The sequence below is a fragment of the Pseudomonas sp. GV047 genome, from assembly GCF_003058245.1.
Classification (GTDB): domain Bacteria; phylum Pseudomonadota; class Gammaproteobacteria; order Pseudomonadales; family Pseudomonadaceae; genus Aquipseudomonas; species Aquipseudomonas marginalis.
In genome coordinates this window covers 256,094-270,217 of sequence record NZ_QCWA01000002.1, presented here as the reverse complement: position 1 = coordinate 270,217, position 14,124 = coordinate 256,094, and the positions used below count along the sequence as shown (strand labels likewise).

Annotated in this window: 13 protein-coding genes; 7 read left to right on the top strand and 6 right to left on the bottom strand. The window is 61.9% G+C overall.

What is annotated here, in order from left to right:
* Positions 1-16 precede the first annotated feature (16 nt).
* The 7 genes from pepP to gcvH all read left to right on the top strand — a co-directional run bounded on the left by pepP (position 17) and on the right by gcvH (position 8,356).
* Positions 17-1,339 carry a Xaa-Pro aminopeptidase gene (gene pepP / locus C8K58_RS06480; RefSeq protein ID WP_108573421.1) on the top strand — a complete coding sequence of 441 codons (1,323 nt, stop codon included), beginning with the start codon at positions 17-19 and terminating at the stop codon, positions 1,337-1,339.
* A complete protein-coding gene (ubiH, locus tag C8K58_RS06475; protein WP_027608378.1) occupies positions 1,336-2,523 on the top strand; it encodes a 2-octaprenyl-6-methoxyphenyl hydroxylase in 1,188 nt (395 codons plus the stop codon). The genes pepP and ubiH overlap by 4 nt, the downstream gene beginning before the upstream one ends.
* A 61-nt stretch (positions 2,524-2,584) precedes the next feature.
* The gene (locus C8K58_RS06470) at positions 2,585-3,802 is read left to right on the top strand and encodes a 2-octaprenyl-3-methyl-6-methoxy-1,4-benzoquinol hydroxylase (RefSeq protein ID WP_166655295.1); all 1,218 of its coding nucleotides are present in this window, start codon (positions 2,585-2,587) and stop codon (positions 3,800-3,802) included.
* A gap of 95 nt (positions 3,803-3,897) precedes the next feature.
* A complete protein-coding gene (locus tag C8K58_RS06465) occupies positions 3,898-4,902 on the top strand; it encodes an extracellular solute-binding protein (protein WP_027608380.1) in 1,005 nt (334 codons plus the stop codon).
* Between the two features lie 162 nt (positions 4,903-5,064).
* Positions 5,065-6,681, top strand: coding sequence for an iron ABC transporter permease (locus tag C8K58_RS06460; protein ID WP_027608381.1), 1,617 nt, complete (start codon positions 5,065-5,067; stop codon positions 6,679-6,681).
* 156 nt (positions 6,682-6,837) lie between these two features.
* Positions 6,838-7,920 (top strand): glycine cleavage system aminomethyltransferase GcvT, encoded by a 1,083-nt coding sequence (gcvT, locus tag C8K58_RS06455; RefSeq protein WP_092355773.1) that lies wholly within the window; start codon positions 6,838-6,840, stop codon positions 7,918-7,920.
* Between the two features lie 52 nt (positions 7,921-7,972).
* On the top strand, positions 7,973-8,356 hold the full coding sequence (gene gcvH / locus C8K58_RS06450; protein ID WP_108573418.1) for a glycine cleavage system protein GcvH: 384 nt from the start codon (positions 7,973-7,975) through the stop codon (positions 8,354-8,356).
* A gap of 65 nt (positions 8,357-8,421) precedes the next feature.
* Here the strand turns inward: gcvH and C8K58_RS06445 are convergent, their stop codons facing one another.
* From C8K58_RS06445 to C8K58_RS06420, 6 genes are all read right to left on the bottom strand, one after another.
* Positions 8,422-9,564 carry a DegT/DnrJ/EryC1/StrS aminotransferase family protein gene (locus C8K58_RS06445; RefSeq protein WP_027608384.1) on the bottom strand — a complete coding sequence of 381 codons (1,143 nt, stop codon included), beginning with the start codon at positions 9,562-9,564 and terminating at the stop codon, positions 8,422-8,424.
* 159 nt (positions 9,565-9,723) lie between these two features.
* Positions 9,724-10,395 (bottom strand): outer membrane protein, encoded by a 672-nt coding sequence (locus tag C8K58_RS06440; RefSeq protein ID WP_027608385.1) that lies wholly within the window; start codon positions 10,393-10,395, stop codon positions 9,724-9,726.
* A gap of 163 nt (positions 10,396-10,558) precedes the next feature.
* Positions 10,559-10,876, bottom strand: coding sequence for a DUF2388 domain-containing protein (locus C8K58_RS06435; protein WP_027608386.1), 318 nt, complete (start codon positions 10,874-10,876; stop codon positions 10,559-10,561).
* A gap of 69 nt (positions 10,877-10,945) precedes the next feature.
* Positions 10,946-11,392: an NfeD family protein gene (locus C8K58_RS06430; protein WP_027608387.1), complete on the bottom strand. Its 447-nt coding sequence runs from the start codon at positions 11,390-11,392 to the stop codon at positions 10,946-10,948.
* 10 nt (positions 11,393-11,402) lie between these two features.
* Entirely contained in the window at positions 11,403-12,323 is a 921-nt protein-coding gene (locus C8K58_RS06425; RefSeq protein ID WP_027608388.1) for an SPFH domain-containing protein, read from the bottom strand.
* Positions 12,324-12,400: 77 nt separating this feature from the next.
* Entirely contained in the window at positions 12,401-14,080 is a 1,680-nt protein-coding gene (locus C8K58_RS06420; RefSeq protein ID WP_098480762.1) for a GspE/PulE family protein, read from the bottom strand.
* Positions 14,081-14,124 lie beyond the last annotated feature (44 nt).

The window sequence follows — 14,124 nt, the reverse complement described above, 5'->3', positions numbered from 1 at the left end:
GGAAGCCCATCTGCCCATGATCCATATCCCCAAAGCGGAATACACCCGGCGTCGCAAGGCGCTCATGGCGCAGATGGAACCCAACAGCATCGCGATCCTGCCGGCTGCCGCCGTGGCGATCCGCAATCGCGATGTGGAGCACGTCTATCGCCAGGACAGCGACTTCCAGTACCTGAGCGGCTTCCCCGAGCCGGAAGCGGTGATCGTGCTGATGCCCGGTCGCCAGCATGGCGAGTACGTGCTGTTCTGCCGCGAACGCAATGCCGAGCGCGAATTGTGGGACGGCCTGCGTGCCGGTACCGAAGGCGCCATCCGTGACTTTGGCGCCGACGATGCCTTCCCCATCACCGATATCGACGACATCCTGCCCGGCCTGATCGAAGGCCGCGACCGGGTGTATTCGGCCATGGGCAGCAACGCCGAATTCGATCGGCACCTGATGGAGTGGATCAACGTCATCCGCTCCAAAGCGCACCTTGGCGCCCAGCCACCGAACGAGTTTGTTGCCCTGGATCATCTGCTCCACGACATGCGCCTGTATAAATCGGCGGCAGAAGTGAAGGTGATGCGCGAGGCCGCGCGAATTTCCTGCGCGGCCCATGTGAAGGCCATGCAGGCCAGCCGCGCCGGCTTGCATGAGTTCAGCCTGGAAGCCGAACTGGATTACGAATTCCGCAAGGGCGGCGCGAAGATGCCGGCCTATGGCTCCATCGTCGCCACCGGGCGCAACAGCTGCATCCTGCATTACCAGCAGAATGACGCCGTGCTTAAGGACGGCGACCTGGTGCTGATCGATGCCGGTTGCGAAATCGACTGTTACGCCAGCGACATCACGCGCACCTGGCCGGTCAATGGCAAATTTTCGCCGGAACAGAAGGCGATCTATGAAATCGTGCTGGCTTCCCAGGAAGCCGCCTTTGCCGAGATCGCGCCGAACAAACATTGGAACCAGGCCCACGAGGCGACGGTGCAGGTCATCACTGCCGGACTGGTGAAGCTGGGGTTGCTGAAGGGCGACGTCGACGAGCTGATCGCCAGTGAAGCCTACAAACCCTTCTATATGCACCGCGCCGGCCATTGGCTGGGGATGGATGTGCATGATGTGGGCGAGTACAAGGTGGGCGGCGAATGGCGTGTACTGGAAGTTGGCATGGCGCTGACGGTGGAACCGGGCATTTATATCTCGCCGGATAACCAGACCGTCGCGAAAAAATGGCGTGGCATTGGTGTACGTATCGAGGACGACGTGGTGGTGACCAAGCAAGGCTGTGAAATCCTGACCGGCGGCGCCCCCAAGGGCGTCGCCGAAATCGAAGCCCTGATGGCGGCCGCCCGATGAGCCGGGTCAACCTGGCGATTATTGGTGGCGGCCTGGTGGGCGCGAGCCTGGCGCTGGCGTTGCAGGCCGGGGCCAAGGCGCGTGGCTGGAAGATCGTGCTGATCGAACCCTTCGCGCCCGGCGACAGCTACCAGCCGAGCTACGACGCGCGGTCTTCGGCGCTGTCCTACGGCGCCCGGCAGATTTATCAGCGCCTGGGCCTGTGGCAGCAGATCTCGCGCCGCGCCGAGCCGATCAAGCAGATCCATGTGTCGGACCGCGGACGCTTCTCCACCGCGCGACTGTCCGCCATGGAGGAGGGCGTGCCGGCCCTCGGTTACGTGGTGGAAAACGCCTGGCTCGGCCAATGCCTGTGGCAAGGCCTGGACAAGGACGTGGTGAGTTGGCGCTGCCCGGCGGAAGTCACACGCCTGGAGCCGCTGCCCGATGGCTACCGCCTGACCCTCAACGATGAAACCGTGCTGGAATGCGACCTCGCGGTGCTCGCCGACGGCGGCCGCTCCGGCCTGCGCGAGCAATTGGGCATTGGCGTGAGAACCCGCCCGTACAACCAGAGCGCACTGATCGCCAACATCACCCCGAGCGAAGCCCACAACGGCGAAGCGTTCGAGCGTTTCACCGATGAAGGCCCGATGGCCCTGCTGCCGCTGCCGGACAACCGTTGCGCACTGGTATGGACCCGTATCGGCATGGACGCACAGCGCCTGGCAAATCTCGATGAACGCAGCTTCCTGAGCGAGTTGCAGGGCGTGTTCGGCTACCGCCTGGGCACCCTCAAGCAAGTCGGCGCCCGTCATCTGTATCCGTTGACCCTGGTGGAAGCCGAAGAGCAAGTGCGCTCGCACCTGGCGATCCTCGGCAATGCCGCCCACAGCCTGCACCCGATTGCCGGGCAGGGGTTCAACCTGTCCCTGCGTGATGCGCACGCCTTGGCCGAGGCCCTGTTGGCCGGGCCGGCGGTGCCGGGCGACCTGGCGACGTTGCAGGCTTATCGCGAGCGTCAGCGCATGGATCAGAAGTTGACCGTGGGTTTCTCCGACCAGGTCACGCGGCTGTTTGGCAGCGCGCAACCGCTGGTCGCCCTGGGCCGCAATATGGGCCTGCTGGGCCTGGACCTGCTGCCACCGGCCAAGCGTTGGTTCGCCCGTCAGGCCATGGGCCTGGGGACGCGTCCCGATGCGTGAGACTCATCAATCCTTTTACGTGCGGTGCAAGCCGCCAGCGAGACAGGCTTAAAGCATGGACATGCGCGCAGATGTGCTGATTGTCGGGGCCGGAATGGTCGGAAGCGCCCTGGCGCTGGCATTGCAAGGCAGCGGCCTGCAAGTGCTGCTGCTCGACGGCAGCCCGCTGAGCGTCAAGCCGTTCGACCGCGCGGCGGCCTTCGAACCCCGTGTGAGTGCCTTGTCGGCGGCCAGCCAGCGCATCCTCGAGCGCCTCGGTGTGTGGGATGGCATCGTTGAACGACGCGCCAGCCCGTACGGCGAGATGCAGGTGTGGGACGGCAGCGGCACCGGGCAGATCCACTTTTCGGCGGCCAGTGTGCATGCCGAAGTGCTCGGGCATATCGTCGAGAACCGCGTGGTCCAGGATGCCTTGCTCGAGCGTCTGCACGACTGCGACCTGGGCCTGCTGGCGAATGCGCGCCTGGAGCAGATGCGCCGCTCCGGCGATGACTGGCTGCTGACCCTGGCCGATGGCCGAAAATTGCGCGCGCCGCTGGTGGTGGCCGCCGATGGCGCCAACTCCGCCGTGCGCCGCCTGACCGGCACCGCGACCCGTGAATGGGACTACCTGCATAACGCCATCGTTACCAGCGTGCGCAGCAGCCAGCCGCACCAGCGCACGGCCTGGCAACGCTTTACCGACACCGGCCCGCTGGCGTTTTTGCCGCTGGAGCGGGACGGGCAGCAAGATTGGTGCTCGATCGTCTGGTCGACTACGCCGGTTGAATCCGAACGCCTGATGGCGCTGGATGATGAAAGCTTCTGCCGTGAACTGGAGCGCGCCTTTGAAGGGCGCCTCGGTAGCGTGGTCAGCGCCGATCCGCGTGTGTGCGTACCCTTGCGTCAGCGCCACGCCAAACGCTATGTGGCCGAGGGCCTGGCATTGATCGGCGACGCCGCCCATGTCATCCATCCATTGGCCGGGCAGGGCGTCAACCTGGGTTTCCTCGATGCGGCGGTGCTGGCCGAAGTGTTGTTGTCGGCCACCGAGCGCGGTGAACGTCTGGCCGATGTGAAGGTGCTCAGCCGTTACGAGCGCCGACGAATGCCCCATAACCTGGCCCTGATGGCGGCGATGGAAGGCTTTGAGCGCCTGTTCCAGGCCGATCAACTGCCGCTGCGCTGGTTGCGTAATGCCGGGTTGAAGATGGTCGACCAGATGCCCGAGGCCAAGGCCGTGTTTGTGCGCCAGGCCCTCGGGTTGAGCGGGGATCTGCCGGACCTGGCCAAGCCCTGACAGGTTTGTGCAACATTTGGTAACGGCTCCGCCGAGCGTTACCAAATGTGAGTCCCTATCATTTGCGCTTATTTTGCAAATGAGAGACCGCACCCATGTTGGCACCCAAGCGCCTCCTGACTGCCCTGGCATTCACCCTGATCGGCAGCACCTCCGTGCAGGCAGCCGACGAAGTGGTGGTCTACTCCTCGCGTATCGACGAACTGATCAAACCGGTGTTCGACGCCTACACCCAAAAGACCGGTGTCCAGGTGAAGTTCATCACCGACAAGGAAGCGCCGCTGATGCAGCGCATCAAGGCCGAGGGCGAAAACGCCACCGCCGACCTGCTGCTCACCGTGGATGCCGGCAACCTCTGGCAGGCCGAGCAAATGGGCATTCTGCAACCGTTCACCTCCCCGGTAATCGACAAGAACATTCCCCTGCAATACCGCTCTTCGGCGCATGCCTGGACCGGTTTGAGCCTGCGCGCGCGGACCATCGCGTACTCCACCGACCGGGTCAAACCGGGTGACCTGACCACCTACGAAGCCCTGGCCGACAAACAGTGGGAAGGCCGCCTGTGCCTGCGCACGGCGAAAAAGGTCTACAACCAGTCGCTGACGGCCACCCTGATCGAAACCCACGGCGCGGCCAAGACCGAAGAAATCGTCAAGGGCTGGGTGAATAACCTGTCTACCGACGTATTCTCGGATGACATTGCGGTGCTGGAGGCGATCAACGCCGGGCAATGCGACGTGGGTATCGTCAATACCTACTACTACGGCCGTCTGCACAAGCAGAAGCCGGACCTGGCGGTGAAGCTGTTCTGGCCGAACCAGGGCGACCGTGGCGTGCATGTGAACCTGTCGGGCATCGGCTTGACCAAACACGCGCCACACCCGGAAGCCGCCAAGGCATTGGTGGAGTGGATGACCACGCCTGAGGCGCAGAAGATCTTTGCCGACGTGAACCAGGAATTCCCGGCCAACCCGGCGGTACCGCCGTCGGCTGAAGTGGCGACCTGGGGCAAGTTCGTGGCGGATACATTGCCGGTGGAAGTGGCGGGCAAGCGCCAGGCTGAAGCCATTCGCCTGATGGATCGGGCGGGCTGGAACTAAGTACAATTTGTAGGACGCCGCAGATCCAAATGTGGAGGGGGGCTTGCCCTCGATGTCGGAGTGTCAGTCTACTCATCGTTGACTGATCCACCGCCATCGGGGGCAAGCCCCTCCCACATTGGATTGTGGTGATTTGAAGATTTCATTATTGAGAACCCACCCTTGGCCCACCCCGCCCAACGCCGCTGGTACCTGCCGGTCTTCAGCGTCGCCGCCCTGGTGCTGCTGCCGCTGAGCGTGCTGTTGCTGTCCTGGCAAAGCATCGACGCGCAAATCTGGTCCCACCTGTGGGAAACCCAGATGCCCCGCCTGCTGGGTAACACCCTGACCCTGGTGCTGGGCGTCGGCGTCGGTGTAACCCTGTTGGGCGTCAGCCTCGCCTGGCTCACCAGCCTCTGCGAGTTCCCCGGCCGGCGTTGGCTCGACTGGGCGTTGATGCTGCCCTTTGCCATTCCCGCCTATGTGCTGGCCTTCGTGTTTGTGGGCCTGCTGGATTTTTCAGGCCCCGTGCAGACCCTGCTGCGCGAGTGGTTCGGCACCGGCTTGCGCCTGCCGCGGGTGCGCTCCACCAGCGGTGTGATCATCGTGCTGGTGCTGGTGTTCTATCCCTACGTGTACCTGTTGGCGCGCAGCGCATTCCTCGCCCAGGGCAAGGGCCTGATGGAGGCGGCGCGGGTGCTGGGACAGTCGCCCTTGCGGGCATTCTGGCATGTGGCCCTGCCCATGGCGCGGCCGGCGATAGGAGCCGGGGTGGCGTTGGCACTGATGGAGACACTGGCGGATTTCGGTGCGGTGTCGGTGTTCAACTTCGATACGTTCACGACCGCGATCTACAAGACCTGGTACGGCTTTTTCAGCCTGTCCAGCGCGGCCCAACTGGCCAGCCTGTTGCTGTTGGTGGTGATGCTGGTGCTGTATGGCGAACGGCGTGCCCGGGGCGCCAGTCGATCCAGCAATGAACGGCCACGGGGCAAGGCGCTGTACCACTTGCGCGGGTTCAAGGCGGCGGCTGCCAGTGCCTGGTGTGGATTGGTGTTTGCCTGTGCCTTTGTCATCCCGATGCTGCAATTGGTCGCCTGGTTCTGGCAGCGCGGCCGGTTCGACCTGGATGAGCGCTATTCGGGCCTGATCGTCCATACCCTCTACCTGGGTGGCATCGCGGCGCTGATCACGGTCAGCGTGGCGCTGGTACTGGCCTTCGCCAACCGCCTGGCGCCGACCCGGGCGATTCGCTCCGGTATCAGCCTGGCCAATGTCGGCTATGCCTTGCCGGGCTCGGTGCTGGCGGTGTCGATCATGCTGGCGTTCAGTTACCTGGACCGTGAGCTGGTGGTGCCGCTGTCCGGCTGGCTCGGCGGGGCGGGCAAGCCATTGTTGCTGGGCAGTCTGTCGGCGCTGGTGCTGGCGTATCTGGTGCGCTTTCTGGCCGTGGCCTACGGGCCGCTGGAAAACAGCCTGGCGCGCATCCGGCCTTCGTTGCCGGAAGCTGCCCGCAGTTTGGGCGTGAGTGGGCCGCGACTGTTTTGCAAAGTGTATCTGCCGCTGTTGCTGCCCGGCACCCTGAGTGCAGCACTGCTGGTGTTCGTCGACGTGCTCAAGGAAATGCCCGCAACCCTGCTGATGCGCCCGTTCGGCTGGGACACCCTGGCGGTGCGGATCTTTGAAATGACCAGCGAAGGCGAGTGGGCGCGGGCTTCTCTGCCGGCCTTGACGCTGGTGCTGGTGGGGCTGCTGCCGGTCATCGGGCTGATCCGACGCTCCGCCCGACCAATCGGTTAGGTGCCAGTCCTACGGCTTGCGGCTACAATGCGCGGCATTCGGTGCGGTCCGTCCTTCGGATCGAGTCGCTGTACGTGGCTGCAGGCCTTGTCATTCAAGGTGTCCGGCACGGGCAACGGCGCTGCGCACCTTCGCCAAGCCCGGAAGGAGAAACCCATGGGACAGCGTACGCCTCTGTATGACCTGCATCTCGCCCTCGGCGCGAAAATGGTCGATTTTGGCGGTTGGGATATGCCTTTGCACTACGGCTCGCAAGTTGAGGAGCACCATCAGGTGCGGCGCGACTGCGGGGTGTTCGATGTATCTCATATGACCGTGATCGATATCACCGGCCCCCAGGCCAAGGAATGGCTCCAGCACCTGCTGGCCAATGATGTCGAGCGTTTGCATGGCTGTGGCCGTGCGTTGTACAGCGCCATGCTCAATGAGCAGGGTGGCGTGGTGGACGATATGATTGTCTATCGCACCGAGACCGGATATCGGCTGGTGGTCAACGCCGCCACCCGAGACCAGGACATGGCCTGGATCCAGGCGCAACTTGGCAGCTATCAGGTGCACCTGCATGAGCGGCCCGAGTTGGCCATGCTCGCCATTCAAGGTCCCCATGCCCGGCAGAAGATTGCCGAGCTGGTCACCCAGTCTCGCGGTACCCTGATCCACCAGCTCAAGCCCTTTGAAGGGCATGCCGACGGCGATTGGTTTATCGCCCGCACGGGTTACACCGGCGAAGACGGCCTGGAAATTGTCCTGCCTGCCGATCAGGCGCCGGGGTTTTTCAACGATCTGGTCGGTGCGGGTATTTCCCCCATTGGCCTCGGCGCGCGGGACACCCTGCGGCTGGAAGCCGGCATGAACCTGTACGGCCAGGATATTCACCAGGACGTTTCGCCCCTGGCGGCCAACATGGCCTGGAGCATTGCCTGGGAACCTGCCGAGCGCAATTTCATTGGGCGAGCGGCGCTGGAAGCAGAGTTGGCCGCCGGTGTGCAGTTCAAACTGGTCGGGCTGGTACTGGAAGAACGTGGGGTTTTACGCGCTCACCAGGTGGTTCGCATCGCCAATGTTGGCGAAGGGGAGATCACCAGTGGTAGTTTCTCTCCTACGCTGAGCAAATCCATTGCCCTGGCGCGTGTACCGACGGCGACTGCCGATCGGGCCGAAGTGGAAATCCGCGGCAAGTGGTACCCGGTTCGAGTGGTCAAACCGACCTTCGTGCGCCATGGCAAAACCTTGATCTAACTATTTCCGGCAGGCCAATGGCTGCTGACATTTCTTCTTGAGGACACAGACTATGAGCGATATCCCTGCCGACCTGCGTTTTGCCGAAAGTCACGAATGGGCCCGTCTGGAAGCTGACGGTACGGTGACCGTCGGGATCTCCGATCATGCTCAGGAAGCTTTGGGTGATGTGGTGTTTGTTGAGTTGGCCGAAGTCGGCGCTACGTTTGAAGCCGAAGGCCAGGCAGGTGTGGTTGAGTCGGTGAAGGCTGCTTCGGATATCTACGCCCCGGTTGCCGGTGAAGTGATTGCCGTCAACGAAGAGCTGGGTGGCAGCCCTGAGCTGCTGAACTCCGACCCTTACGGCGCGTGGATCTTCAAGCTCAAGCCAAGCAACCCGGCTGATCTGGAAAAGCTGCTGGATGCGGCTGGCTACAAGGCGGTCATCGGCGAGTAAACGCTAGACCCCTGTGGGAGGGGCCTTGCTCCCTCCCACATTCAACCGTGCAGGGCCACGAGTGTTCAGTCCGCCTTCAGGACCGCCTTTACCGCCGCCACCGACCGCTCCACATCTGCCTCTGTCATCGCCGTGAACATCGGCAACGACACGATCAAACGTCCAACCTTTTCCGCTACCGGGAACATACCTTCCTTGAACCCCTGTGCCCGATACAGGCTCAGCAGGTGAATCGGCGGGTAGTGATAGCCAATGCCAACACCCTGTGCCTGCATTTTCTCCATGAAGGTGGCGCGGGCGGGCAGCCCGTCTTGGCGCTCCGGCAGCACCAACTGGAACAGGTGCCAGTTGCTGTTTTCGAAGTCGGCCGGCGGCAGTTGCGCGCCGTACTTTTCCTCGAAATCACTGCCGAAACATTTGAAGTAGTGCCGGGCCAGATGCTGGCGATGGGCGGTGATCTTCTCGATGTGGGCAAACTGCCCCAGGCCGATGGCTGCAGCGATGTCGGTCATGTTGAACTTGCCGCCCAGTACATCCACGTCCAGGCCGTCGAAGCCGGTGCGGGTGACGCCCTGCAGGCGGTATTTTTCCGCCAGGCGGGCTTCTTCGGCATTGTTCAACACCAGGCAACCGCCCTCGGAAGAGGTGATGTTCTTGTTGGCCTGGAAGCTGAACGATACAAAGTCCCCGGTGGAACCGATGCGTTCGCCATCCCAACTGGAGCCCAGGGCCTGGGCGGCGTCTTCGACGATGCGCAGGTTGTACTTGTTGGCCAGTGCGTACAGCATCGGCATGTCCAGGGGCAGGCCGGCCAGGTACACCGGGATGATCGCCTTGGTGCGCGGGGTGATTGCGGCTTCCACCTGGGCCAGGTCGATATTGCGGGTGACCGGGTCGATGTCGGCGAACACCGGCGTGGCGCCTACTTCCAGGATCACGTTGGCTGTTGCGACCCAGGAGATCGGTGTGGTGATGACTTCATCGCCGGGCCCGATACCGGCGATACGCAAGGCGATCTCCATGGTGCAAGTGCCTGAGTTGAAGGTGCGCACTGGCCGGCCGCCAAAGTATTCCGATAGCTGCGCCTCGAAAGCCTGCACTTTCGGTCCGCTGGTGATCCAGCCCGAGCGCAGTACATCGCCGACCGCCGAGATGGTGGCTTCATCGATGGTAGGTTTGGAGAACGGCAGAAAGGGCTGTTGGCTCATGACGACGAAGGCATCCGTTTCAGATTGGCGATGAGTAAGCGAGGGTTCAGTCCCGGCATGGTGGCACGGTTAGACTGAATATAGCCTGTCGCCTGTGAATGAATCGTCATGCCACGGATACGGAAGTGCCGCTTGAACGGCGGCATGTCCTGTTGCCGGTCAGAAGTACACACGGGTTTCAAAGAACACACTCTGCTCCTTGAGCTTGCCCTTGAGCTGTTCATCACGAGCGTTTATCCGGTTGGTGAAGGTGTTGTAGCCGGTCTCGATACGGCCCATGTCCACGTAGCGCCAACCTGTGCCAAAGGCAATGCGGTCGTTGACCTTGGCATCCAGGCCCAAGCCTACGCTGTAGGCAAAATTATATTGGCGGTGGCTGGCAAAGCGACGGGTGTCATTGCTCTGAAAACCCTCGGCATCAATTTGCGCGACGCCCATCCCCGCCATGCCGTAGAACGAGAGCCAATGGGTGAGCGGTATGTTTTTATAGCCGTTGACCATCAAGCGCTGGCTGTCCGCTTCAAGACGGTTGACGTTGGCATTGAAGGGCGACCAGAAGGAGTCGAAGGTCGAGCTGCCGGAGAGGGTGTATTCCCCTTCCGCGCGCCAGCCATTGGCGAAGGCATAACCTACCGCGTAGGATCCGGTGAATGTTTTAGTGCTATCAGGCGCTTCCACTCGTTCGTTGACGCGCGGGCTGGTCAACAGTGCGCTGGATAGATTCTGGCGTGCACTGTTGAATTTTGCCGAGCCGTACCAGGCCTCTGCCTGTGCATAAGGCGTTGCAATAGCAGTGAGGAACAGAAAGGAAGATAGTTTTCGCATGGTTATCGATTCACTGAGGGGAAGGGTGGAATCGATAGCTTGTCGTCGGGCGAGTGCAGTGATCGAGAGGACTTCTCCTGTTCAATCGTCAACTCATCAGTCTTTGCTGTAGGAAGAAAAGCGGCACAAAAAAGCCGCTCCCAGGGAGCGGCTGTTTTAACCGGCGGTTTTACTCGGCGGCGATAGCGTTTTTCGCCAGGATGGCGTTGGCCAGTTCCATATCCGTGGCCTGCAGGCCAGGGTTATCGGCGCGGACTTTCTGCATGGCGGCTTCAAGGTACGGGCCGCGGATACCGCCGTCGCTGGCAACGAAGCTGCCTGCGTCGTCTTGTGCGGCAACCACCAGTTTGTGGTCCTTGAAGGTCAGGTAGGTCGAGCCGGTCGTGGCGCCCGACGAGATGACATTGCGCCAGAAACTGTCGGCCATGGCTGAACCGACAGGAAGGGAAAGCACAGCGAGGGTAGCGACAGCATATTTAAGACGCATGATGGGTGACTCCGGGTGGGTGATCTGTACCGTTTGATTGCAGTTAGCCCAGCCGAGTTCCATCACTGACTAAACAGTTTCTACCTTCAAGATCACGCCATCCAGGCCCACCACACGCACTTGAGCGCCTACAGGGCTGTCAGGGCCGGTTACCATCCAGACGCCGTCACCGACTTTTACCTTGCCCCGACCCTCCACAATCGCCTGATGCACCACGAACACACGGCCGATCAGCTCCGAGCCACGCTCGTTGAGCCCCGGCTGGTCACTGGCTTTGGCACTGCTGCGCTGGCGTTTCCACCAGTACACCGCTGTCAATATCGACAGCACAGCGAACAGCAACAGTTGCCACTCCAGCCCGAGCGGCGGCACCAGAAACTTGATCACGCCCACGGCTGCCGCAGCTATGCCCATCCACAGCAGGTAGCCACCGGCGCCGAATACTTCAAGAATCAATAGCACTGTACCCAGTGCGAGCCAATCCCAGAACGAAAGATGCTGCAGGAAATCCCACATGGCGATCGCCTCAGGCTTTCTTGTTGTCGAAGGTTGCCTTGACGATTTCGCCGATGCCGCCGACAGCGCCGATCACCTGGCTGGCTTCCAGCGGCATCAGGATCACTTTGCTGTTATTGGCCGACGCCAATTTGCCAAGGGCATCGATGTATTTCTGCGCGACGAAGTAGTTGATGGCCTGTACGTTGCCGGTGGCAATCGCTTCGGAAACCACCTGGGTCGCGCGGGCCTCAGCCTCTGCCTGACGCTCACGGGCTTCAGACTCCAGGAACGCGGCCTGGCGCCCACCTTCGGCTTCAAGAATCTGTGCCTGTTTCTTGCCTTCGGCCGTCAGGATCGCCGATGCCCGCAGGCCTTCGGCTTCCAGGATCTGTGCACGCTTGATCCGCTCGGCTTTCATCTGGCCGGACATGGCGGCCATCAGGTCGGCGGGCGGGCTGATGTCCTTGATTTCGATCCGGGTGATCTTGATGCCCCACGGCGCCGTGGCTTCATCGACGGTGCGCAGCAGTTTTTCGTTGATGCCGTCACGCTGGCTGAGCATGGCATCCAGCTCCATGGAGCCGAGCACCGTGCGGATATTGGTTTGCAGCAGGTTGCGGATAGCGTGTTCGAGGTTGTTGACCTCGTAGGCGGCCTGGGCGGTATTGACCACCTGGAAGAAGCACACGGCGTCGATCTGCACGGTGGCGTTGTCGGCGGTGATGACTTCCTGGGGCGGGATATCCAGCACGCTTTCCATCACGTTGATCTTGCGGCCGATGCGGTCCATGACCGGGATGATGATGTTCAGGCCCGGCTTGAGGGTGTTGGTGTACCGGCCGAAGCGCTCGACGGTCCACTGATAGCCCTGGGGTACCACCTTGAAGCCCATGAACAGGATGGCGATGGCCAGGCCCACGAAAAGAAGCAGTACGGTTCCGATCTGCATAGCGATTCCCTATCTGATGGTGTCAGTTAAACGACGTTCGGCGGATTGTAACGGTCTTGTCACCGATAAGAACGGTTTCAGCACGGCGTAATCAACGCATTTGTTACCGAATCCCCAGGCGTCACTCGCAATACCTCGGCCATTGTGGTCAGCCCCGCCTTGACTTTACCCACGCCGGCCATGCGCAGGCCGCACATGCCTTGCGCCACCGCCTCCCTGCGCAGGGACTGCGCGTCGGCGCCTGGCGTGATCAGCGCCTTGAGCGAGTCATTCAGCACCATGATCTCGTAGACCCCGGCGCGCCCGCGAAAGCCGCTGTTTCGACATTCTGCACACCCTACCGCTTCGTGAGCATCGCCCGCCACCCGCTTGCAATGAGGGCACAGCAAGCGCACCAAGCGCTGCGCCATTACGCCCAATAAGGTGGCCTTGATCAAATAATGAGCAATGCCCAGTTCCTGCAAGCGGCTGATGGCGCTGGGCGCATCGTTGGTGTGCAGCGTCGAGAGCACCAAATGCCCGGTCAATGCGGCCTGGATCGCCATCTCGGCGGTTTCCCGATCGCGGATCTCGCCGATCATGATGATGTCGGGGTCCTGGCGAAGCAGGGCTCGGATGCCGCTGGCGAAGGTCAGGTCGATATTGGGCTGTACCTGCATTTGGTTAAACGCCGGCTCGACCATCTCGATCGGGTCTTCCACGGTGCAAAGATTGACCTCCCGGGTCGCCAAGTGTTTGAGCGTGGTGTAGAGGGTGCTGGTCTTGCCTGAACCGGTAGGCCCCGTGACCAGGATGATGCCGTTGGTGTGGCGCGTCATGTCGTGCCATCGCTGCTGGTCTTCGGCCGACAAGCCCAGCTCGTCAAAGTCCTTGAGCAGCACCTGCGGGTCGAAAATCCGCATCACCAGTTTTTCGCCAAAGGCGGTGGGCAGGGTCGACAGCCGCAACTCGACTTCTGCGCCGGCAGGGCTTTTGGTCTTGACCCGGCCGTCCTGGGGTTTGCGTTTTTCCGCGACGTTCATCCGCCCGAGGCTTTTCAGGCGGCTGACCACCGCCATCGTCACCTGGGGTGGAAATTGATAGACGTCGTGCAGCAGCCCATCAATGCGAAAGCGCACGCGGCCTTGTTCACGGCACGGCTCGATATGAATATCACTGGCCCGCTGGGCGAACGCGTATTGCAACAGCCAGTCGACGATATTGACGATATGCGCGTCGTTGGCGTCCGGCTCCTGGTCGCTGGCGCCGAGGTTGAGCAACTCGACGTTGCCAGGCCCCGCGACCTTTTGATCCGCACCGCTGACGGACTTCGCCAGCCGGTAGAATTCGCTGATACAACGCTGAATGTCCTGGGGGTTGGCAACCACGCGCCTGATCGAGCGCTGGAGCACTTGTGCCAGTCCCGATTCCCAACTGGTGACATGGGGCTGGGCGCTGGCAACGGTGACGGTCTGCGCGTCCACGGCCACCGCAAGGATGGCGTGGCGTTGGGCAAATGCGTGGGACATCAGCGGCACCACCGTTGCAACATCGATCTTCAGCGGGTCGATGCGCCAATAAGGTTGCCCCACATGTTGGGCAAGCCACTGGGTCAGGGTTTCCAGGGAAGGCCCATGGGCGGCGATGCACTCCAACGGGTGCTGGGCATTGCCGGCGGGCAGCGCTGATAAGCGCTGCGCGATGTCGGGAGCAATCAGCCCTCCCTCGACCAGCGCCGGGAGCAACTGATGCAGTTCCAATCGGTGATCAGCAGACATGAAGGTGTTCCTGGGTAGCCTCGGACGACATTTCAGGCTAGCCA